19 protein-coding genes are annotated in these 20,099 nt (G+C 35.9%); 12 read left to right on the forward strand and 7 right to left on the reverse strand.

Annotated features, from left to right (window positions below; genetic code table 11):
* Window positions 1–232: 232 nt before the first annotated feature.
* From HNQ94_RS10830 to HNQ94_RS10840, 3 genes are all read right to left on the reverse strand, one after another.
* A complete protein-coding gene (locus HNQ94_RS10830) occupies window positions 233–475 on the reverse strand; it encodes a DUF2642 domain-containing protein (RefSeq protein WP_174496696.1) in 243 nt (80 codons plus the stop codon).
* Window positions 476–582: 107 nt separating this feature from the next.
* Window positions 583–1,422: a DUF2268 domain-containing putative Zn-dependent protease gene (locus HNQ94_RS10835; RefSeq protein WP_174496695.1), complete on the reverse strand. Its 840-nt coding sequence runs from the start codon at window positions 1,420–1,422 to the stop codon at window positions 583–585.
* 23 nt (window positions 1,423–1,445) lie between these two features.
* Entirely contained in the window at window positions 1,446–2,156 is a 711-nt protein-coding gene (locus HNQ94_RS10840; protein WP_174496694.1) for a class I SAM-dependent methyltransferase, read from the reverse strand.
* 163 nt (window positions 2,157–2,319) lie between these two features.
* Here HNQ94_RS10840 and HNQ94_RS10845 point away from each other — a divergent pair, with 163 nt between their 5' ends.
* The 4 genes from HNQ94_RS10845 to argB all read left to right on the forward strand — a co-directional run bounded on the left by HNQ94_RS10845 (window position 2,320) and on the right by argB (window position 6,312).
* Entirely contained in the window at window positions 2,320–3,081 is a 762-nt protein-coding gene (locus HNQ94_RS10845) for a hypothetical protein (protein WP_512700770.1), read from the forward strand.
* Between the two features lie 137 nt (window positions 3,082–3,218).
* A complete protein-coding gene (argC, locus tag HNQ94_RS10850) occupies window positions 3,219–4,259 on the forward strand; it encodes an N-acetyl-gamma-glutamyl-phosphate reductase (RefSeq protein ID WP_174496692.1) in 1,041 nt (346 codons plus the stop codon).
* A 16-nt stretch (window positions 4,260–4,275) separates the two neighbouring features.
* Complete coding sequence (gene argJ, locus HNQ94_RS10855; protein WP_184351836.1) at window positions 4,276–5,520, forward strand: bifunctional glutamate N-acetyltransferase/amino-acid acetyltransferase ArgJ; 1,245 nt, start codon at window positions 4,276–4,278, stop codon at window positions 5,518–5,520.
* A gap of 12 nt (window positions 5,521–5,532) precedes the next feature.
* On the forward strand, window positions 5,533–6,312 hold the full coding sequence (gene argB / locus HNQ94_RS10860; protein ID WP_174496690.1) for an acetylglutamate kinase: 780 nt from the start codon (window positions 5,533–5,535) through the stop codon (window positions 6,310–6,312).
* A gap of 18 nt (window positions 6,313–6,330) precedes the next feature.
* On the opposite strand, the gene HNQ94_RS10865 is transcribed toward argB, so the two are convergent.
* The 3 genes from HNQ94_RS10865 to HNQ94_RS10875 all read right to left on the reverse strand — a co-directional run bounded on the left by HNQ94_RS10865 (window position 6,331) and on the right by HNQ94_RS10875 (window position 9,037).
* Window positions 6,331–7,527, reverse strand: coding sequence for an MDR family MFS transporter (locus HNQ94_RS10865; RefSeq protein WP_174496689.1), 1,197 nt, complete (start codon window positions 7,525–7,527; stop codon window positions 6,331–6,333).
* A gap of 92 nt (window positions 7,528–7,619) precedes the next feature.
* Entirely contained in the window at window positions 7,620–8,345 is a 726-nt protein-coding gene (locus HNQ94_RS10870; RefSeq protein WP_174496688.1) for a DUF421 domain-containing protein, read from the reverse strand.
* Window positions 8,346–8,827: 482 nt separating this feature from the next.
* Window positions 8,828–9,037, reverse strand: coding sequence for an NUDIX domain-containing protein (locus HNQ94_RS10875; protein ID WP_174496687.1), 210 nt, complete (start codon window positions 9,035–9,037; stop codon window positions 8,828–8,830).
* Window positions 9,038–9,315: 278 nt separating this feature from the next.
* Here HNQ94_RS10875 and HNQ94_RS10880 point away from each other — a divergent pair, with 278 nt between their 5' ends.
* The 7 genes from HNQ94_RS10880 to HNQ94_RS10910 all read left to right on the forward strand — a co-directional run bounded on the left by HNQ94_RS10880 (window position 9,316) and on the right by HNQ94_RS10910 (window position 16,428).
* Entirely contained in the window at window positions 9,316–10,410 is a 1,095-nt protein-coding gene (locus HNQ94_RS10880; protein WP_174496686.1) for an iron-containing alcohol dehydrogenase family protein, read from the forward strand.
* Entirely contained in the window at window positions 10,407–11,543 is a 1,137-nt protein-coding gene (gene hisC, locus HNQ94_RS10885; RefSeq protein ID WP_174496685.1) for a histidinol-phosphate transaminase, read from the forward strand. Before HNQ94_RS10880 ends, hisC begins: the two co-directional genes overlap by 4 nt.
* Complete coding sequence (locus HNQ94_RS10890) at window positions 11,540–12,532, forward strand: ABC transporter substrate-binding protein (RefSeq protein ID WP_174496684.1); 993 nt, start codon at window positions 11,540–11,542, stop codon at window positions 12,530–12,532. Before hisC ends, HNQ94_RS10890 begins: the two co-directional genes overlap by 4 nt.
* 86 nt (window positions 12,533–12,618) lie before the next feature.
* Window positions 12,619–13,416 (forward strand): ABC transporter permease, encoded by a 798-nt coding sequence (locus HNQ94_RS10895; RefSeq protein WP_174496683.1) that lies wholly within the window; start codon window positions 12,619–12,621, stop codon window positions 13,414–13,416.
* A 1-nt stretch (window position 13,417) separates the two neighbouring features.
* Complete coding sequence (locus tag HNQ94_RS10900; RefSeq protein WP_246200018.1) at window positions 13,418–14,203, forward strand: ABC transporter ATP-binding protein; 786 nt, start codon at window positions 13,418–13,420, stop codon at window positions 14,201–14,203.
* Between the two features lie 83 nt (window positions 14,204–14,286).
* A complete protein-coding gene (gene purU / locus HNQ94_RS10905; RefSeq protein ID WP_174496681.1) occupies window positions 14,287–15,189 on the forward strand; it encodes a formyltetrahydrofolate deformylase in 903 nt (300 codons plus the stop codon).
* Between the two features lie 207 nt (window positions 15,190–15,396).
* Window positions 15,397–16,428: a hypothetical protein gene (locus HNQ94_RS10910; protein WP_174496680.1), complete on the forward strand. Its 1,032-nt coding sequence runs from the start codon at window positions 15,397–15,399 to the stop codon at window positions 16,426–16,428.
* 114 nt (window positions 16,429–16,542) lie between these two features.
* Here HNQ94_RS10910 and HNQ94_RS10915 read toward each other — a convergent pair whose 3' ends face one another.
* Window positions 16,543–18,141, reverse strand: a complete 1,599-nt coding sequence (locus tag HNQ94_RS10915; protein WP_174496679.1) for a serine hydrolase domain-containing protein — start codon at window positions 18,139–18,141, stop codon at window positions 16,543–16,545.
* A gap of 228 nt (window positions 18,142–18,369) precedes the next feature.
* Between HNQ94_RS10915 and HNQ94_RS10920 the strand changes: the two genes are divergently transcribed.
* Window positions 18,370–20,085: an ABC transporter ATP-binding protein gene (locus HNQ94_RS10920; RefSeq protein ID WP_174496678.1), complete on the forward strand. Its 1,716-nt coding sequence runs from the start codon at window positions 18,370–18,372 to the stop codon at window positions 20,083–20,085.
* The last annotated feature ends 14 nt before the right edge of the window (window positions 20,086–20,099 follow it).

The raw sequence follows: 20,099 nt of genomic DNA on the forward strand, positions 1-20,099 counted from the left end.
TACGAATATAACCATAATCGATATCAATGGGGCTTAAATAAAATGACCCCGGAAGAATTCCGGGGCCATTTAATAGCCGTATAGGCGCTTTTTTTTTACTGTCCGTAAACGGGGTTACAGTTCACATTTTAGGCTGTTTTTCATTAATAGATAATAACTAAATAAAAAAACTCCCTCCTAAGAAATAGAAGGGAGAATCAATCCTTTCAGGGGTATTGAGTAAGTGAGTAGTTTATATCCAAAAGGCTGGGAGTAAAGATAATCCAACAATTGTACCGAGGGCAACTCCCCAGCCATAACCACCCCAACCCCAGCCGTAACCATAACCTCCAAGATTACGAGAAGGTAAAGGTTGTAAATAAACATGTGTTGGACTTACACGATGAATTATACCTCTGTGCACTCTTCCTTCGCGAGTGCGAATAGCAACCGCTTTGCCTTTATGCCTACAGCATTGATTATAAAATGGTGACATAGAAAGTCTCCTTTCCTTAGTGTTCCATAATATAAATATGCAAGCAGGAAAAATGTGTATAGGATAAGCGTCTTGTAAATGAGATATTTCTTAAAGGCAAAGGTCTGCTAGTCACTTTGATTCACAAAAGAGGAACCATCTAAAATAGTAGATGAAGGTGTTTTTAATATATCTTTAACGGAGGATCCTTCTATTTCTAAATAGGAGGATACAATCCGGAAACCTACATTATATCCAATCCATTTTGGGAATGGACCACCTCCATACATTATTTGATCATGAAGTGGGTCATTCTTTTTTACAGCTAAATGTTGTTTCAAAAGTCGTCCCCAATATTTTTTTGCAAAGTCATCGTCATATATAGATGTCCACTTTGCCATAGACTCTTTTCCAAATCGTTCTTCAACGGATTTTTCTGCTAATCCTTCTAATATCATTGCATCTAGCAACGTGTTTTTGTGGTTAACTCCTTGGTGATGTAGCCTGCAGACATGGTTATATTCATGATGCAAAATGGCCGTCAATTCCTTTAATGATGTGTTTTCTGTTATAAACAAAAATAGTTTATCTTTAAATCCTAGTCCGGCTAAGCCATTAAAATCTCGGTGTAATTGTCTATTCCGATAATTGGAAGGAAATATAAAAACAGGCACATCAGGACCATCCCATTCCTTCTGTAAATGGCTAAATTCCTTTTTTGCTATTTTCCAATAATCACCCTCGCAAATGTTATTTATAATGTTTTCATCTTCTCGGTCTGGAACAAAAAGACCAAAATTTAATAAATGTTGTTGAATTTCCTCAGGCTCTGCATCAGTAAAATAGGGTGTTAAAGGATCACATAAGCTTTTTTTTTGGATATCTAAAGGATGATGATGCCGCATAGGTTCTTTTTCGTTCTGGTTTACATAGGATCTTAACCAATGATTAGTTGCGATAATACCCAATTGTTCTTCCCTCCCGCATTAAGCTATGAAAATTTACAGTAATAAACTTTTGCGCTTAATTTAGTAACATACTTTTCTGTTAAAAAGTGATGTTTATTCATAACATCAAAGTGCTCTGTTGTTAAATCCTCAGAATAATTAAATTCCATTTGTGTTGGTTCATTAGTAAGCGGAATGTCCTCCGTATTTATTGTAGTAAACCCTACTTTAGTTAAGTTATCTCTCCATTCCTCTTCTGCAAATATGGTTGTCATACCGTAAAAATCTTTTATTTCAGCGATTTCTTGTTCGGAAAGGTGCTGTCTCTTTGTCATTTCCACTAAAATGAGAGTTCCTGAAGGCTTTAATACCCGTGCATATTCGTTTAATGACAACTCATAATTGGTAAATGAAGTGACAGATTCAGAGAAAATGAAGTCAAACGTATTATCACTAAAGGGGAGAATTTCGGCATTACCTTGTAAAAAAGTAAGTGGTAAAGACTGATTATTCATTAATCTACTCTTTGCTTTTTGTATCATTGTAGAATTTTTGTCTAGAGCATACGTCTGACATCCATATCTGTTGGCAATATAGTAAGCGCTTTGCCCTGTTCCACAGCCTACATCTAGTACTGTCGATGTATCTGTTATGTCTAACGTATTAATGATGTTTTTTGTTAAACGAAGACTCCCAGGATGTGCTCCGCCCACACCTAAATCTGCTAAAAAATCTGTATAAGTTAAGTCACTCATTTTTTTCACTCCTTCTTTTTTAAAAATTCAATAGTAATAATTAATGGAAGATTTGTTGTATATCACTAACCTATGCAGGAGCGAATTCGTATGAAATTAAAAATGGTCTATAACACAAAAAAATAACCCTTGAATACATTAGTTATGGGTGGTGATATCGGTGATGAAAAAATTCATACTTACACAAAGTTTTCATTGGATTAAGTTCGTTAATTTAGTTCCCCATTCGAGCTACCATTTATATGTAGATAATCATTTTGTTGGATCCGTTCATGGGGCAAATGAAATGAAGCTAAAAAAAGGATACTTTTCAAACGGAAAACACGTATTGACCATTATAGAGCAGGAAGGACAATTAATAGTGGGGCAGCACCACTTTACGTTTACGGTTAAACAGAAAGGCATCCGTAACGTAAGGGATAGAACATTTCAAGCTGGTGATATATTAGTAGCAAGTGATAATGTCCTTCAGGAAATGACTGGTTACATGGGTCATGCCGCTTTGGCAATATCTGAAGATGAATTAATAGAATCACCCGGTGGTTTTCCGGCCATCAAACAGGACTCCATTCAACAATTTTTAGAAAAACATCCTGAGCATGCACAATTTAGACCGAAGAATAAAGAAATGGGAGAAAAAGCGGCACAAAATGCGATTGATTATTTACAAGAGTATAAGGAGAACTTAAATAATGGAGAACAAAAACCGGTCTTTAACTTTGCCCTCTCGAACCTTTCCGATCCATGGCAATATGTATATTGCTCTAAATTAATATGGCTCAGCTATTATCACGGTGCTGGATATGAATTTGAGAATGACCATTTATGGTTTTCTCCAGAAGATTTGTACACGATTTTATCTGAAGATGAAAACTTTAAAACCGTATATGAACAGGAAAATGTAAGTTTTAAAGTAGATACGTAAAAGAGTAGGTCTAACAAGATCTGCTCTTTATTTGATAATAAAAATTTCAGAAAATTTTGTCTTATTTTAAAAATAGCATTGAATATGTATAAGTGAATGTGTATAATTATCCAAAATAAAAGAGGGGAGGGTTTATTGTGCAAAAAGTGTGTATAGTTGGAGCGAATGGATATAGTGGAGTGGAATTAATACGTTTAATTAATCAGCATCCATTCCTTTCTCTAGAGTTGATAGTATCCCATTCTAATAGTGGTAAAGTTATTACAGACTTATATCCTCATCTATCGGAAATTGTAGAGGAGAACTTAGAAGTCTTCGATACAAATGAAATAGCGGAAAAAGTTGATATCGTTTTTTTTGCTACTCCAGCTGGGGTAAGTATGGACTATCTTCCTGCCCTAGTAGAGTTAGGGATAAAGTGTGTAGATCTTTCGGGCGATTTCCGGCTAAGATCAAGTCAATTGTATAAGGATTGGTACAAAAAAATCCATACGAACGAAAGCTACTTACAGCAATCGACCTATGGCTTAACAGAGGTTAATAAGGAGCAAATTAAGAATGCCTCGTTTATAGCAAACCCTGGATGCTACGCAACAGCAGGACTACTTGGATTGATTCCTATGATGCACACTGGGTTAATAAACTATGAATCCATTATTATTGATGGAAAATCTGGAGTATCAGGTGCAGGACGTAATCCTTCAATATCATCCCATTTTGCTGAAGTAAACGAAAATGTAAAGGCATATAAATTAGGAGCTCATCAACATATCCCCGAAATAGAACAAATTCTTCTAGACCATTGTGAAATACCAATTAAACTTACATTTTCTACTCACTTAATTCCAATGACACGAGGCATTTTATGCACTATTTATGTTGATCTGATTAAAAAAATAAGTACAAACGAAATATTGGATATTTATCGTAGCTTTTATAAAAATGCTCCATTTGTACGATTAAGACAAGAAGGCACGTGGCCATCAACAAAGGAAGTGTTAGGGTCAAATTTTTGTGATCTAGGCTTTTTCGTAGATGAAAGAACGAATAGGTTAACGATTATTTCGGTCATTGACAACGTAATGAAAGGTGCATCCGGCCAAGCTATACAAAATGTAAACATATTAAATGGGTGGGAAGAGACAACTGGCCTTTCCTTTACACCTGTTTATCCATAGAAATGGGAGGAGAAAAATGAAAACGTACAATAATGTAACAGAAACTTATTCTAGTTTTAGCGTGCTTCATCAAGGGTCTGTTACAACTCCGAAAGGTTTTAGAGCAGGCGGTATGCATTGTGGAATTAAAAGAAAGAGAAAAGATCTAGGGTGGATTTATTCAGAAGTCCCAGCTGACGCTGCAGCTGTATATACGATGAATACTTTTCAAGCAGCCCCTCTTATCGTCACGAAAGAAAGTGTGACAAAGGAAGGAAAGCTGCAAGGGATTATCGTTAATTCTGGAAAAGCAAATGCATGTACTGGTCCAAAGGGATTAGAGGATGCTTATGAAATGCGCCGTCAGTTTTCTAGTGAATTAGGATTAGCGGAGCATCATGTAGCCGTTGTATCAACAGGACTTATTGGAGAAAACCTGCCAATGGACAAAATAAATCAAGGATTAAGACAAATTCCTGAATCCCTAAAAAGAAATGCACCGGAAGACTTTGAAAAGGCAATTTTGACAACAGATACGTTTTCGAAAAAAGTGGCAGTCCAATTTGAAATGAATGGTAAAACTGTTTCCATAGGTGGTGCTGCAAAGGGTTCGGGAATGATACATCCTAATATGGCAACAATGCTTGGTTTTATCACAACGGATATCAATATTGAACAACGGGATTTGCAAACTGCATTGAGAGAGGTTACGAATCAAACATTTAATGCTATATCCGTTGATGGTGATACGAGTACGAATGATATGGTATTACTACTTGCAAATGGATTGGCTCAAAATGAAAAGCTGACAAAAGAAAGTGACATGTGGAATAATTTTATTGCTGCTTTACAATTTGTTTGTGAGTCTTTAGCTAAACAAATTGCCCGGGATGGTGAAGGTGCTACGAAATTAGTAGAGGTCCAAGTAACTGGTGTAGCAACTGATCAATCAGCTAGAAATATTGCAAAGACAATTATTTCGTCTAACTTGGTAAAAACAGCCATTTTCGGTGAGGACCCAAACTGGGGCAGAATAGTTTGTGCTATAGGTTATAGTGAAGAGCAAATTGATCCAACAAATTTATCTATATCCATTGGCACGGTGGAGATCGTAAAAAAAGGTTTACCAATATCATTTAATGAAGAAGAAGCAATCTTTCATCTAGAAAAAGAGCATGTCTATATACATGTTGACTTTGACCAAGGGAATGGTAGTGGAAAAGCGTGGGGTTGTGACTTATCGTACAATTACGTTCGAATTAATGCTTCGTACCGAACTTAGGAGAGGGAATATATGAACTATATAATTATCAAATGTGGTGGTAGTGTATTAGAAGAATTACCATTAACATTTTATCAGGATGTCGTTAACCTTCAAAAAAGTAGAAAATGGAAACCTATTATTGTTCATGGTGGCGGCCCTTTTATTTCTTCCCTTTTGCATAAACTTCAGATAGAAACAAAGTTTCATGATGGAATGAGGATCACTTCACCTGAAGTGCTGGATGTGGTGGAGATGGTCCTAACAGGTTCTGTAAATAAAAACATTGTTTCACAGCTGAAAAAGGCGGGAGGGAGGGCCTTGGGAATTAGTGGTGCAGATGGGGACCTCTTGAACGCCAAAATAATGGATAATGGTAACCTGGGCCTAGTCGGGGAGGTTCATCAAGTAAATACAGAATTAGTAAGCCAAATAATGTTTACTGACAATATCCCTGTAATATCCCCCATCGGTATCGATGAAAGAGGAAATAGGTTAAATATAAATGGTGATCTTGCTGCAGCAGCTGTTGCCAAAGCATTAGGCGGAAAGCTCTGTTTTGTTAGTGATATTTCAGGTGTGTATAGTGAGGAAAACGGTAAGAAAATATGGAAGAGAACGCTAAATAAAAAGGAAGCAGAACAATTAATTAATAAGAAAATCATTAAAGGTGGTATGGTCCCAAAAGTAAGGTCTGCTTTGGATACGTTGTCTGCTGGTGTAAAGGAAGTAGTTATTTTAGATGGTAAAGAAAAAAGTAGTCTTTCTAACTTTTGTGCAGGTATGGAAGTTGGGACGAAAATGGTCCAATAAAAAATCCTCTACTCCAATTTATTTATTGGGTAGAGGATTTCTAGCAATTGGTGTAACAGTAAGTTTTTTATCATAAACGAAAGTAGTTATATAAGGGATAATAAATAGAATAATTAACGCAAAAAATAGAACATGGATATTAAAGAAATCTACCACTATTCCCCCAGCTACTGGACCAATCATTCTACCGGCAGTACCAACACTGTTTATGATACCTTGATAAAAACCGGTTCTCCCTTTAGGAGCTAGCTCGTTTGCTAAAGTAGGAATTCCAGGCCAAATGAGCATTTCACCTAGTGTTAGGATAACCATTGCGGTTGCAAAAGCAGTAAATGTGTCTGCGAATAACAAATAAACAAAAGAAAAAATAAAAATAGTGTTTCCGATATATATTTGTTGTTTCGTTGAAGGTATTCGTTTGGTAACCCATTTTACTAGTGGCTGCCCAAGTACAATCAATAAACCATTAATCGTCCAAATAATACTATATTTATCAACACTAATACCTAAATCTTGTGTATAAGATGCTATGGTTGTTTGCCATTGTACATATGCAACCCAACAGATGAAAAAGCCAATGCTTAAAAGAATCAAAGCACGGAAAGCTGGTTTGTTCTTAATCCCTTTATGTTGTTCCAAAACAGTTGTGTAAGTATGTTTATCTATTTTTTTCTCCATTGGCTTAAAAGTAAAAATAACTAGCAATAAGAAGACAACATATACACTTGCATTTGCAATGAAAATATAATCAAAGGAATAGACGGCAATAAAGCCACCTAAGGAAGCACCAAGAGCAACACCTAGATTTTGAGCTACATATAATGAATTAAAGGCTCTTCTTCCACCTTCTGGCCATACGGAACTTGCCATGGCGTACATAGCTGGACCTACAATCCCAGAGCCTAATCCCATCGTTATAAGTAAAAGGGAGTATGGAACAATCGAATGATAGTTTGCTAATATAAAGGCTGAAGTCATCGAAATAGAACTTCCGGCGATAATTGTTTTGTAGCCACCTATTTTATCAAATAACGTTCCTCCAATTAAATTTCCGATAATGGCAAATGCTTGGTTTAACATTAAAATGATACCTGCAAAAGCTAAAGATTTCCCAAGTTCATTATGCATATATATTGTATTTAGTGGCCATACAAACGAAGCTCCTGTTACGTTTATAGCAGTCCCAATTATTAATAACCAAATTTGTTTTGGCATTTCTTTCTTTCAGCTCTTTTCCCTAAGTAGAGTGAGTACTCAAGAATACTAATATTATTGCAGGAAAAAAGCAATAGTTTACGTTACTTTCATTAATGAAGAATGCGGGGAACTTGAATGTTTTTTTCCTCTTTCATAGAAATATGTAATTGTAAATCCCGATTGATCGAAGCGAAAAAGACTTCTTTTATATTCATTACACCATGTTCTTTAAGTTTATTTTGAAGCCAATTCGTATCTTTCTGAAATGACCGAAGAACATCATCATAAACTTCCCCTTCCACAATGATAGGCAAAGCAATTCCAGGAGATGTTTTACTAATAGCCAAATCCTCTCTAATGACGGTATTTTTATTAGCTTTTTTTAAAACACTCAACCCGCCATTGGATTCTACGATTGCTGTTTCTACTTCACTTATATCAAAAACATTTTTATCACGTAACATTTGTAAGATATTATCCATTGAATAACGAATTTTTCTTAAGTTATTATCTAATAGCTTACCGTTTTGAACAACGACAGTTGGTTCAAATGTTATTAGCCTTCCAACCTTTCTATTCTTTATTTTCCATGAGGCAACAATTCGTTGAAATATACCAATTGCAACAATGGCAACAGCGGTGTGTAGATGTTGAATATTCGGATCGGCAATATCTGCCCCAACTACTGCTCCGAGAATTAATATAATGAGAAAATCAAAAATAGGTAATTCCCCAATGGCACGTTTTCCCATAAAAATAGTAACAAATAATAATAAGGGAATAATCGTAACAATTCTTCCTAATATCATCACTAATTCTTTTACTGTTTCTGCCATATGCTTCTCTCCTAACAAAGATTTCCTTCTCCTTAATTTCTCTAAAAATTTCCTGTTTATTCCTAAAAGCCACCTTCCCCCAAAATACGGATGGGTTCATCTATACTTTTTCGGAATATCAACTTGAAAGTAGTGATAATACAGAGTTGGATTAGAAAACAGGAGAATTAGAGAATGGAAAAAAAGCAAAAAGCAAGGGACTAGAAGGATTTGACATCAAAGCAAGAAATTTTTAACAGTCAGTCCCTCTATTTCCGAGTATAGGAAAGAATATCACCCGTTTTATCATAGTAAAAGCGGTGCTCTAGGGGTTCTTTTTCTAAATCTAAAATGTAAGGTAGAAAGTGTGGAATATTACTCACTACATTTGGTGAATGGTATATCCAATCAAGAGTTTTCCACTCCAAATTTCCTTCTATAGTGGATACTATAGGTCCTTCGAACGTGTCCGCGTAATATACGTACATACCATCGTCGTTGCTCTATTTTACTACACCGCGATATATGATTTCCTTAATAGTCAAACCGGTTTCCTCTTCGGCTTCTCTTATAGCAGCTTGTTCATGTGTTTCTCCAGGCTCTATTTTTCCACCAACAAAATTCCACTTGTCTTTATTTGGTTTTTTGTTTCGAAAAAGCATTAATAATTCCTCTTTATTATTTTTAATGATGCAAAGTGTAAAAGGTAGCATAGTAGATTCCTTCCCCGCGTTAACATTATAAAAATAATAACAAAAAGAAAATCCTTTAGAAACCCTTTCCAATATTTATACATTATAGTGTATGAACACTGCCATGTGGTAAGCTACCTAAATGACGAAGGTTATGTAATATAAAGACTATGAAAACGCTTTAGAACAATATTTGTAAACTAATCGTTGACAAATAGTATGATTGGGCATAAAATCTATAATTATTAATAAAAATGCATATTTATTAGTTGAGAATATACCCTTCAGGAGGTCAATACATGTATGTAGTTCCTGGACCAGCAAAATACATTCGAGAAATGAACTTGCTTAGTCAAACTGGTAATTATATAAAAAAATATGGTAATAAAGCGTTATTAATAGGTGGAAATACTGCTCTATCTGTTAGCGAAGAGAAGATTACAACTAGTTTAATAGAGTGTGGTATCGACTTCAAAGGATTGATTACGTATGGTGGGGAATGTTCTTGGGAGCAAATCAATCGTTTAGTAGATAAGGTAAATGATAGTGAAGTTAATGTATTGGTGGCCGTTGGAGGTGGGAAGGCAATTGATACAGTTAAAGCTGTAGCTTATGCAACAAATCTACCGTTAGTTGCCATACCAACGATTGCTGCTACGTGTGCTGCTGCCACGCCAATTTCTATTATATACGACGAGGATGGTACCTTTATTGATATAAGTGATCAATCAAAAGCACCTGATCTAGTTCTAGTTGATACATCTATCATTAAAAATGCTCCATACCGATTTCTAGCAGCGGGTATTGGAGATACATTAGCTAAATGGTTCGAATCGAAAGCTTCCATACAAAATGTTCAACCTACTGTTTTAAATAAAGGAGCAGTAAAACTAGCGGAAGAAATTTTTCATTTTTTATTAGAAAAAGCACCACTTGCTATGGAAGCGGTAAAAAAGGGCGAAGACGATACTTCTATTGATGAAATAATTGATGCAGTGATTTTATTAAGCGGCAGTGTAAGTGGATATGGCGGAGATGCATGCCGTACTGCTGCAGCCCATGCAATCTATTCGGGACTAACGATATTTCCAGAAGTACATGAGACATATCACGGAGAAATCGTTGCCTTTGGCATAATCGCACAACTTGTCATGGAAGCAAAAGAGGAAGAAGAAATCATTTCGTTAATTCGTTTCTACCATAAAGTAGGCTTACCCTTTACGCTATCACAATTGGGTATTAAGCAATTAACCGAACAACAATGGCAGCATCTAGGTGATATTACCGTGACCATTGAGGATATGGAGAATATGCCTTTCGAGGTAACCCCTGATATGGTAATCCATGCTATTAAAAAGGCGGACCATATAGGAAAGGGTGTGAACCTAATATGAGTGTTGAACATTTAGTCCGTAGCGTTTACCCAAAGCTTATGCCTTATACTTCAGGATTAGCCGATTATACAGTGGAAGAAATAAAGATCGTTTTAAATAAAGAAAAAGTATACAAGTTATCTTTTAACGAAAACCCGTTAGGTCCATCACCAAAAGCGGTTGAGGAAATGAATATTGCTATTCAATCCCTTAATTTATATCCGAATTCTCCAGGCATTAAACTGAAAGAGAAAATCGCTCAAAAAGAAGGCTTATCCTCTGAAAACATTGTATTGGCTAACGGTGCCGATGATATGATTCTCCTTATCGCACAAACGTTTTTAGAGCCAACTGATGAAGTGATTATTCCTGAAGTGACCTTTATTCAATTTCTCGCTTCCACGCATTTAATGGGAGCAAATCCAATAATGTCGCCAATGAAGGATGACTTAGGGATAGATTTAGACGCTATTTTAACGCGAATTAATAAAAAAACGAAATTAATCTTCTTATGTAACCCGAACAATCCTACAGGAAAAGTCATCCCAAGAAAAGAGTTGGACGCTTTTATTGACAACGTTCCGAGCCATGTTCTAGTTGTCATTGATGAAGCCTACCATGAATATGGCGATGTAGGGGAATATGAAACTTCAGTCCCTTTTGTAAAACAAAATAAGCAGGTATTGATTGTTCGTACATTTTCCAAAATATATTCTTTAGCTGCTGCACGAATTGGCTATGGAATAGGCTCTGTAGAACTTATTGAAGCTATTAATCATGTAAGGCCACCTTTTAACGTTAACAGTATAGCTCAGGTTGGAGCATTAGCAAGTATGAACGATCTAGCGTATATCCAACATGCAAAAACTGTTAACGAAGAAGGAAAGCAATATTTTTATGATGTATTCAGTGAACTTGGACTCCGTTATATCAAAAGTAATGGAAACTTTGTGTTTGTGGATACAGGAATTAAAAATAAAGAGGCATTTCACTATTTAGCTAGTGAACACGGTGTGATTGTTCGTGATTTATCAGGATATGGACTAGAAACATCATTAAGGGTTTCGATAGGAAACCAAGAAGCAAATGAAGCTTTTGTTCTTGCAATAAAACAATTAATGAAAACAAACAAATTGGAGGAAAGAATAAAATGAAAAAAATAGTGACCTTATTATTTACTTTATTGATTGTATTTGTAGCAACAGCTTGTGGTTCTAACAATGAGGATACAGCAAGTGGGAAAGAAGAAAGTAAGCCATTAAAAGTTACTTTGCCAACATGGACAGGCTATGGTCCGTTATTTTTAGCAAAGGAAAAAGGCTTTTTTGAAAAACACGGTGTGGATGTAGAGCTAACAATTGTAGAAGGTCTTGCAGAACGCAAAAGTGCATTAGCTGGTGGTAAAGTTGATGGAATGGCAACGGCACTAGACGTACAAGTTTCTCTTGCTGCAGCAGATATTCCAATACAAGTTGTATGGCTTCTAGATGATTCATATGGCGGAGACGGAATCATTGCAAAAAATGATATTGAAACAGTAGCGGATTTAAAAGGCAAACAAGTAGCATTTGAGCAAGGATCCACTAGTCACCTACTAATCTTAACAGCTTTACAACAAGCGGGATTAACGGATGAAGATGTGGAAATGGTTCAAATGTCGGCAGGTGACGCTGGTGCAGCTTTTGTAGCTGGTCAAGTAGATGCAGCTGTTACGTGGGAACCTTGGCTTTCAAAAGCTTCAGAAGCAGATGGAAAAATACTTCTTTCTACTAAAGAATTATCAGGAATCATCGTCGATACAGTAGGTTTTAGACAGGAAGTTATTGATGAAAGACCAGAAGATGTGAAGGCATTTGTGGCAGCGATGGCTGAAGCAATGGAATTCTGGGAGCAAAATGAAGAAGAAGCAAACGAAATTATGGCATCTGGTTTAAAAATTGACCTTGCTGAATTTACTGCAACGGTTCCGGGGTTAAAGTTTTTTAACCAAGCTTCAAATGAAGAACTTTTTGGTACAGAAGGTAATGGTTCCATTTATCAATCAGCACAACAAGCAATTGATTTTTATTTAGAGCAAGGAATTATTGAAAATGCACCAAAAGCAGAAGATGTGTTAAATGCTTCTTTTGTAGAAGGATTATAGGAAGTTAGGAGGAGAGTCCTTTTAATAGGACCCTCCTTTTGCTCTTTCCGAAGCTTGTCATCGTAGGGATAAAGGGGGATACAGCAATGTGGAAAAATATATTTACGCCTAAAAAAGATATTTCTAAAACACTTTATTGGGGAGCTGGTTTCACTACCTTTCTTATTTTTCTAGGAACGTGGTGTTTGTTAAGCTATGGGGGTTTCGTAAACCCACTATTTTTACCAACGCCAGATAAAGTAGTAGTGACTGCGATAGAATTGTTTAAAAGTGGAGAAATATTTGGAGATATAGGGATTAGTTTTTCAAGAGTATTTTTTGGTTTTATGCTTGCTGCTATAATCGGCGTTCCTTTAGGGATTTTAATGGGTACATTGCGTTTTATGGAAGGGGCATTTGAACCTATTATCGGTTTTATTCGTTACATGCCAGCTTCAGCATTTATTCCTTTATTTATTTTATGGATCGGATTGGGAGAAACAGAAAAAATGGCCGTTATTTTCTTTGGAACCTTCTTTCAGTTAACACTAATGGTGATGGATGTCACAAAAAATGTTCAAAATGAATTAATTGAAATTTCCTATACATTAGGGGCAAAAAAGTTCCAACTATTTAAAAGTGTTATTTTGCCAGCTTCTTTGCCTGGCATCGTCGACACACTAAGAATAACGTTTGGTTGGGCATGGACATATCTTGTTGTTGCTGAACTTGTAGGGGCATCTAGTGGACTTGGCTTCATGATTATGCAGGCTTCCCGTTTCCTACAACCAGAGAAAATTATTGTGGGTATTATGATTATTGGTATTCTCGGACTAATTACTGATTTAATATTTAAAGTTATTTATCGTAAATCATTTGGATGGATGAGAAAGGATGGGGTATAACGTGAACGCACAACATAAGCTAGTTATTGATCAGGTTGGAAAAGTGTTTACAACAAAAAGTGGTGAAGTAGTAGCGTTAGATCGAACATCGTTTTCTGTTAATGAAGGGGAATTTGTTACCATTTTAGGACCATCAGGCTGTGGGAAATCTACTATTCTAAGAGTAGTGGCAGGGTTAGAAGAGCCAACAACCGGTCAAGTTTTTATGGATGGAAAAAAGGTAATTGGTCCAGGTCCTGATCGAGGGATGGTTTTCCAATCTTATAGTCTTTATCCTTGGTTAACAGTAGAAGAGAATATAGTGTTTGGGTTAAAACTAAAGGGGATTTCGAAAAAAGAGCGAAAAGATATAGCAAAGCACTATTTACAGTTAATAGGGTTAGAAGGGTTTGATAAGCATTATCCAATCCAACTATCAGGGGGAATGAAGCAGCGGGTGGCGATTGCTCGTGCCTTAGCAAATGACCCAGAAATTTTATTAATGGATGAACCATTTGGAGCTCTTGATGCTCAAACGCGTGCAATTATGCAGGAAATACTTCTTAAAGTTTGGGAAGAGTCGAAAAAAACGATTCTTTTTATTACGCATGATGTTGAGGAGTCCATTTTCCTAGGGGATTCCGTCTACGTAATGACAGCTAGACCAGGTCGTTTAAAGCAAAATATTAAAGTCCCGTTACCGAGGCCAAGAGACTATCAAGTGAAAAGCAGTAAAGAATTTTTAACGCTTAAATCCGAATTGTTAGAATTAATTAGGGAAGAAAGCTTAAAGGCAGTTACGAGCTAAAAGAGTGAAAACGAGTATCAAAGGACTAATCATTCTTTGATACTTTTCTTCATATAAGAACAAGTAACAGAAGGAGTGAGGAGATGAATAGTTTAATAGTAAAACAAGTAAATACCTTTAAAAAGCACCATGAAAATAGGGGGCGAATTTTAATAAATTGTCCAGATCAACCCGGTATTGTGGCGGCTGTTTCCGATTTTTTATATAGTCAAGGGGCCAACATTATAGAATCAAATCAATATTCGACCAATCCATCAGGTGGGACCTTCTTTATCCGTGTCGAATTTGAATGCCCTAATTTAAAAGAAAAAGAGCGATCCATTAGTAAGGATTTTACCGAAGTCGCTAATAAATTTTCGATGAAGTGGAAGTTAGCGTGTGTATCTGAAATAAAAAAGATAGCTATTTTCGTATCAAAGGAGCTTCACTGTTTACAGGAGCTTCTGTGGGAATGGCAAAGTGGAGATTTAATAACTGATATTTCACTTGTTATTAGCAACCATGAAGCTGCAAGAGTAACCGTGGAAGCTTTGAATATACCTTTTTACTATATACCAGCTAGTAAAGAAAACCGTTTACATGCAGAGTCGGAGCAATTGAAAATATTAGCAGAAAACAACATTGATTTAATTGTGTTGGCGCGATATATGCAAATATTAACCCCATCCTTTGTAAAAACCTACGAGAATCAAATCATCAATATCCACCATTCTTTTCTTCCTGCTTTTATAGGAGCAAAGCCTTACGAACAAGCATACAAACGCGGAGTAAAACTAATCGGCGCAACGTCCCATTACGTCACCAATGATTTAGATGAAGGACCCATTATTGAACAAGACATCATGCGTGTTGACCATAGAGACAAAATAGAAAATTTAAAGAAAATTGGTGCTTCCATTGAACGAAGTGTATTAGCTACCGCGATTAAGTGGCATTTAGAGGATAGAATTATCGTGCATGGCAATAAGACGATTGTTTTTTCATGAATAGGATTGGGAGTATGATTTCATCGGCAGTAGCATACATATACTACAGAGTCTTAGATTTTATATGATTTCATGTAATGTGCTCATCATCTTTGAATCTATTATTATAGAACTTTTACTAGGCGTAATAGTCTGATTTATGTAACCAAAAATAGAAAACTACTATATAGTATTAGCTAGAAAGAAAAAAATATAGTGGGTGTTCATATGTATCGAATAGGTATCCTACTTTTTATAATAAGTTCTTTATGGATAACGGGCTGTACGTGGGAAGAAGTAACGAAGTCCGTTTTTCCCAAAGAACTAGTAGACGTTCATACGGAATATAAGCATGATACTTGTTTAGGAGAAAATATACCCTGTGAGGAATTAGGGGGTCAATTCATCGACAGTTTAGGCAATGAGAGAAACATGATTTTAGAAGGTTTCTTTCCGGAAGAAGAGTATAAAGCTCAGGACTTCGAACCTATCATTTCCTATTTAGTAAGGGGCAAAGAAATAGTAGAACCGATCACTGAGACAGACAATCCTTCTTTTAATGAAATAATTCAGGATACGGTATACCACGAGGAAATATGGTCAATTGTAGACAATATTATCCCTGTAGAAAAAAGGGATATGCTTGAGGTGCTTATTTTATATACAGATGGAGAACAAAATGAGCTAGCTTCTGTAGAACCAATGGAAAGTGATCCAAGAAAGTGGATTTTAAATATTGATGTAATGGATGTCGATAATAAGTACAACTTTGTTAACACAATCGTTCACGAGTATGGTCATTTGCTAACATTAAATGATACCCAAATAAATACGATAAACGATCCATACTTAAAGGAAAATAATCCGGCTTTATTTGAGGAGCTACAAACGACGTGTTCTTCATATTTTACCGATTATGGTTGCAGCAAAGAGACAGCATATATTTCTGCGTTTTATAAGCAGTTTTGGGAACATGACTTAGAAGAGGTATGGGAATGGATTGATCCTTATAATGAGTTTGATGTTTACCAATTTTATTTGGAGCATGAGGATCATTTTTTACATGACTATGCAGCCACGAGCATATATGAGGATATTGCCGAGTCATGGACATATTTTGTTTTTTCTGATCGAATTGATCATCCAACATATGTATGGGAAGAAAAGGTTAACTTTTTCTATCAGTATCCAGAGTTAGTAGAAATAAGGGCGGAAATATTAAAAAGTGTTGTTGATTTAGTGAACAATCCGGCTTTTTAAGAAATAGGTTTTAACGCAAAGTCCTAAGCCTTCGTTTTATTTAGAACAATATATCATAAAGTATAAAAAAGGAGGAGTTACAGTAAATGTAGCTCCTCCTGTTTACATTAAAAATTACTTGTCTATTCTTAATAGGATTTTACCTTTGTTTAACCTAACTGATGGAAGACTTCCATCCTCTAAAAACATAAATTCAATAAGACAATTGGCGAACATAAGTTTACTTTCAGACAAAAAGATGCAATCATAATCCTTTTGATCATATTCATCAAAGCACATTAGTTGGTTATGGCTAACATGGAAACGCAACAAATCATTTCCTTTTTGAAAGCTACCTAAATAAGGATTAAGATTAGTAACGTTAAACCGATAAGCAGGATCATTAGATACTTTCTCACAAGGAATGCCATTTACCATCATATCTGTTACGGTATTTCCGTTGTGGGGAAGAAAACCTAACGCAATTTCTCTTCCATCCTCATTACCTACATATCTATCTTTACCGAATGGTATGAGCAAAGTCTCCTTATTATTTTGCTTAAAATAAAGTTGACCATTTACTTCTTCTATGCAATAAATACCAATCCATGGCCCATAATAAGTTCCAGTACATAGCGAGTGATTTATCGTTTCCCCTACATAGCTGTTAGGAATCTGAACCGATTGTTCATTTAGATCAAGTACTTGATCAAAGATAAGATGAACGAGTTCTTCACACGTATCCCAAAAACCATCAATTCGATTCGTTAACAAAACAACACCTAGTTGTTGTTCCGGTGCCATGAAAATCCATGACCCAAAGGATTGAACTGCTCCATCATGCCAGATACGTCTTATTCCTTTATAGTTATCTGTTTCAAATGTAAGGCCATAGCCAGCATCGTTAGGTAAATAATAATCACCTTGGATCGAAAACATTTCCTTAATGCTTTCTTGGGATAAGTATGGCCTTCCATTATACATCCCATCACTTAAAAGCATATGAAGAAATTTCAACATTTCCTCAACATTGGAAATAGCAAAGCTAGACGGGTTTTGTGCTGCACCACCAATATATTTATGGTTAACAACGAACTTTCCGTCTTCATTTTTAAAATGAGATAAAGCAAGAGGATAAGTCATCGCCTCTAAATGGTCAAAAGTTGTTTTTTCCATTTCCAGAGGGGCGAAGAGTCTTTCCTTCATGATATCTTTAAATGAATTTTTTAGAATAAATTCTATTATATATCCCGCAGTATCGATTCCAAGGTCACTGTAAGACCAAGTTTTCCCAGGAAAAAATGAAAGCTGTTGCTGGGATAAGGAGCGAACAAGCTTTTCGGATGCATCCGAGTCAAGGCTGCCGTATTGTTCAAAAAGATGAGGTAGCCCTGCTGTGTGACTTAATAGCATACGAAGTGTAACAGCCTTGCTTGCTGCTGCATCCTCAAGTTTAAACCATGGAATATACGAAATGACAGGTTCGTCAAGACCGAGTGTCCCTTCCTCTACTAGTTTCATAATCATTGACCCTGTTAAGGGTTTGGTGACAGACCCTAAAGAAAAAAGAGTACGGGGCGATATTGGTATTGCTGTCTCTTCTGTACTCGTATAACCAAATCCGTTCTGGTAGAGTATTTTTCCATCTTTTATAATTCCTAATGCAAGACCTGGTACATTTTTTTCTAGCATGTTTTCTTCAATAAATTGTTCTAATTTTTTTGTGTTAAGCATATTTCCTCCATGTTTTGTTAGCAATAGCTAAGATTTATAACCACCTTTGTCATTTGAGTAATTGTTTAGCTTCTTCATCTATAATTCCTCCTTTAAGGGTAATTTCGTTTCAAATAGAGTAAAACTTTATATATATTCTAAATATAATTAAATAGTCCTTCTTTTATCTTTTTCTGATATAATCAAATTTATTTAATCAAATATACAATATACAAGGGGTTACCGTACATGATCCGTCGATTTTTTTCTTATTATATTCCTCATAAAAAACTATTTATGATTGACTTTAGTAGTGCCGTGTTTGTAGCTATTTTAGAGCTAGCGTTCCCTTTAGCTGTCCAATGGTATATTGATTCCTTGCTGCCATCAGGTGCTTGGACCTTGATTTTATCGGTTGGGATTGGGCTGTTCTGTTTGTATTTAGTAAGTACATCCCTTCAGTACGTCGTGAACTATTTAGGGCATAAACTTGGAATAAATATTGAAACGGATATGCGTAGGGAACTATTTCAGCATGTTCAGAAGCAATCATTTCGTTTCTTTGATAACACAAAAACTGGTCATATTATGAGTCGGATTACGAATGATTTATTTGATATTGGAGAGCTTGCTCACCATGGTCCAGAGGATGTATTTATTTCTATCATGACTTTTATAGGTGCATTTTGGATCATGCTTACGCTTAATGTGAAGCTCGCGCTCATGGCATTTATAGTCATTCCGTTTTTAGTTTGGCTTATCGTTGTTTGTAATTTAAAAATGAATAAAGCATGGAAGAAAATGTTTAGTAGAATAGCAAATGTAAACGCAAGGGTAGAAGATAGTGTTTCGGGTGTTCGTGTCGTACAGTCTTTTACCAATGAAGAGTTTGAAATAGCAAGATTTAAAAAAGATAACAATGAATTTCGAAGTGCTAAGCTTGGTGCTTACAAAATCATGGCTTATAGTAATTCCGGAATCTATATCATGACAAGGTTCATTTTGTTAGTTGTTCTTGTTTATGGTGCGTGGTTAAGTTTATCAGGTGAATTATCCCACGGTGCACTCGTTGGATTTGTCCTTTACGTAAATGTTTTGTTAAAGCCTATTGATAAAATTAGTGCGTTAATGGAACTGTATCCTAAAGGAATGGCTGGTTTTAAACGTTTTACCGAATTAATAGATATGGAACCAGAGGTAAAGGATGTTCAAAATGCAATCGATGTTTCCTATTTAAAAGGAGATATTTCCTTCAAGGATGTATCATTTAGTTATGACAATCACAAGCCAGTATTACAAGGAATTAATCTTCAGCTACATGCAGGTGAGACGGTAGCCTTTGTTGGGCCATCTGGAGCTGGCAAGACAACGATATGCTCTTTAATTCCTAGATTTTATGACGTTGATGAAGGATCTATTTCCATTGATGGCATTGATATTCGAGAAATGAAAAAACAATCTTTGCGATCCCAAATAGGTATTGTACAACAGGACGTCTTTTTATTTACTGGTTCGCTTCGTGAAAACATTGCATACGGGATGCTGAACGCAACGGATGAACAAATAAAAGAAGCGGCACGCCGAGCTCATCTAGAGGATTTTATCCAATCCTTACCTGAAGGATACGAGACACAAATAGGTGAAAGAGGATTGAAGCTTTCAGGTGGTCAAAAACAACGGATTGCTATTGCGAGAATGTTTTTGAAAAATCCTCCTATTCTTATTTTAGATGAGGCTACTTCTGCACTTGATACAGAAACAGAAATGATTATTCAACAAGCGTTGACAGAACTTACAAAAAATCGTACAACACTAATCATTGCTCACCGATTAGCAACTATCCGCAATGCTGACCGAATCGTGGTAGTTACGGAAAATGGAATAGAAGAAGAAGGAAAACATGAGGATTTAATAGAGCAAGGTGGTATTTTTGCGAACCTTCATCGGGTTCAATACCAAAAGTAATGAAAAGGAAAGAA

Source organism: Salirhabdus euzebyi (assembly GCF_014207435.1).
Taxonomy (GTDB): domain Bacteria; phylum Bacillota; class Bacilli; order Bacillales; family Alkalibacillaceae; genus Salirhabdus; species Salirhabdus euzebyi.

Bases quoted from the DNA above. Each gene is read 5' to 3' on its own strand.
- HNQ94_RS10865 (WP_174496689.1), bottom strand. From the start codon at position 7,527: ATGCCAAAACAAATTTGGTTATTAATAATTGGGACTGCTATAAACGTA.
- HNQ94_RS10890 (WP_174496684.1), top strand. From the start codon at position 11,540: ATGAAAAAAATAGTGACCTTATTATTTACTTTATTGATTGTATTTGTA.
- HNQ94_RS10845 (WP_512700770.1), top strand. From the start codon at position 2,320: ATGAAAAAATTCATACTTACACAAAGTTTTCATTGGATTAAGTTCGTT.
- HNQ94_RS10840 (WP_174496694.1), bottom strand. From the start codon at position 2,156: ATGAGTGACTTAACTTATACAGATTTTTTAGCAGATTTAGGTGTGGGC.
- hisC (WP_174496685.1), top strand. From the start codon at position 10,407: ATGAGTGTTGAACATTTAGTCCGTAGCGTTTACCCAAAGCTTATGCCT.
- argB (WP_174496690.1), top strand. From the start codon at position 5,533: ATGAACTATATAATTATCAAATGTGGTGGTAGTGTATTAGAAGAATTA.
- HNQ94_RS10915 (WP_174496679.1), bottom strand. From the start codon at position 18,141: ATGCTTAACACAAAAAAATTAGAACAATTTATTGAAGAAAACATGCTA.
- HNQ94_RS10920 (WP_174496678.1), top strand. From the start codon at position 18,370: ATGATCCGTCGATTTTTTTCTTATTATATTCCTCATAAAAAACTATTT.
- HNQ94_RS10875 (WP_174496687.1), bottom strand. From the start codon at position 9,037: ATGCTACCTTTTACACTTTGCATCATTAAAAATAATAAAGAGGAATTA.
- HNQ94_RS10830 (WP_174496696.1), bottom strand. From the start codon at position 475: ATGTCACCATTTTATAATCAATGCTGTAGGCATAAAGGCAAAGCGGTT.
- HNQ94_RS10870 (WP_174496688.1), bottom strand. From the start codon at position 8,345: ATGGCAGAAACAGTAAAAGAATTAGTGATGATATTAGGAAGAATTGTT.
- purU (WP_174496681.1), top strand. From the start codon at position 14,287: ATGAATAGTTTAATAGTAAAACAAGTAAATACCTTTAAAAAGCACCAT.
- HNQ94_RS10880 (WP_174496686.1), top strand. From the start codon at position 9,316: ATGTATGTAGTTCCTGGACCAGCAAAATACATTCGAGAAATGAACTTG.
- HNQ94_RS10895 (WP_174496683.1), top strand. From the start codon at position 12,619: ATGTGGAAAAATATATTTACGCCTAAAAAAGATATTTCTAAAACACTT.
- HNQ94_RS10910 (WP_174496680.1), top strand. From the start codon at position 15,397: ATGTATCGAATAGGTATCCTACTTTTTATAATAAGTTCTTTATGGATA.
- argJ (WP_184351836.1), top strand. From the start codon at position 4,276: ATGAAAACGTACAATAATGTAACAGAAACTTATTCTAGTTTTAGCGTG.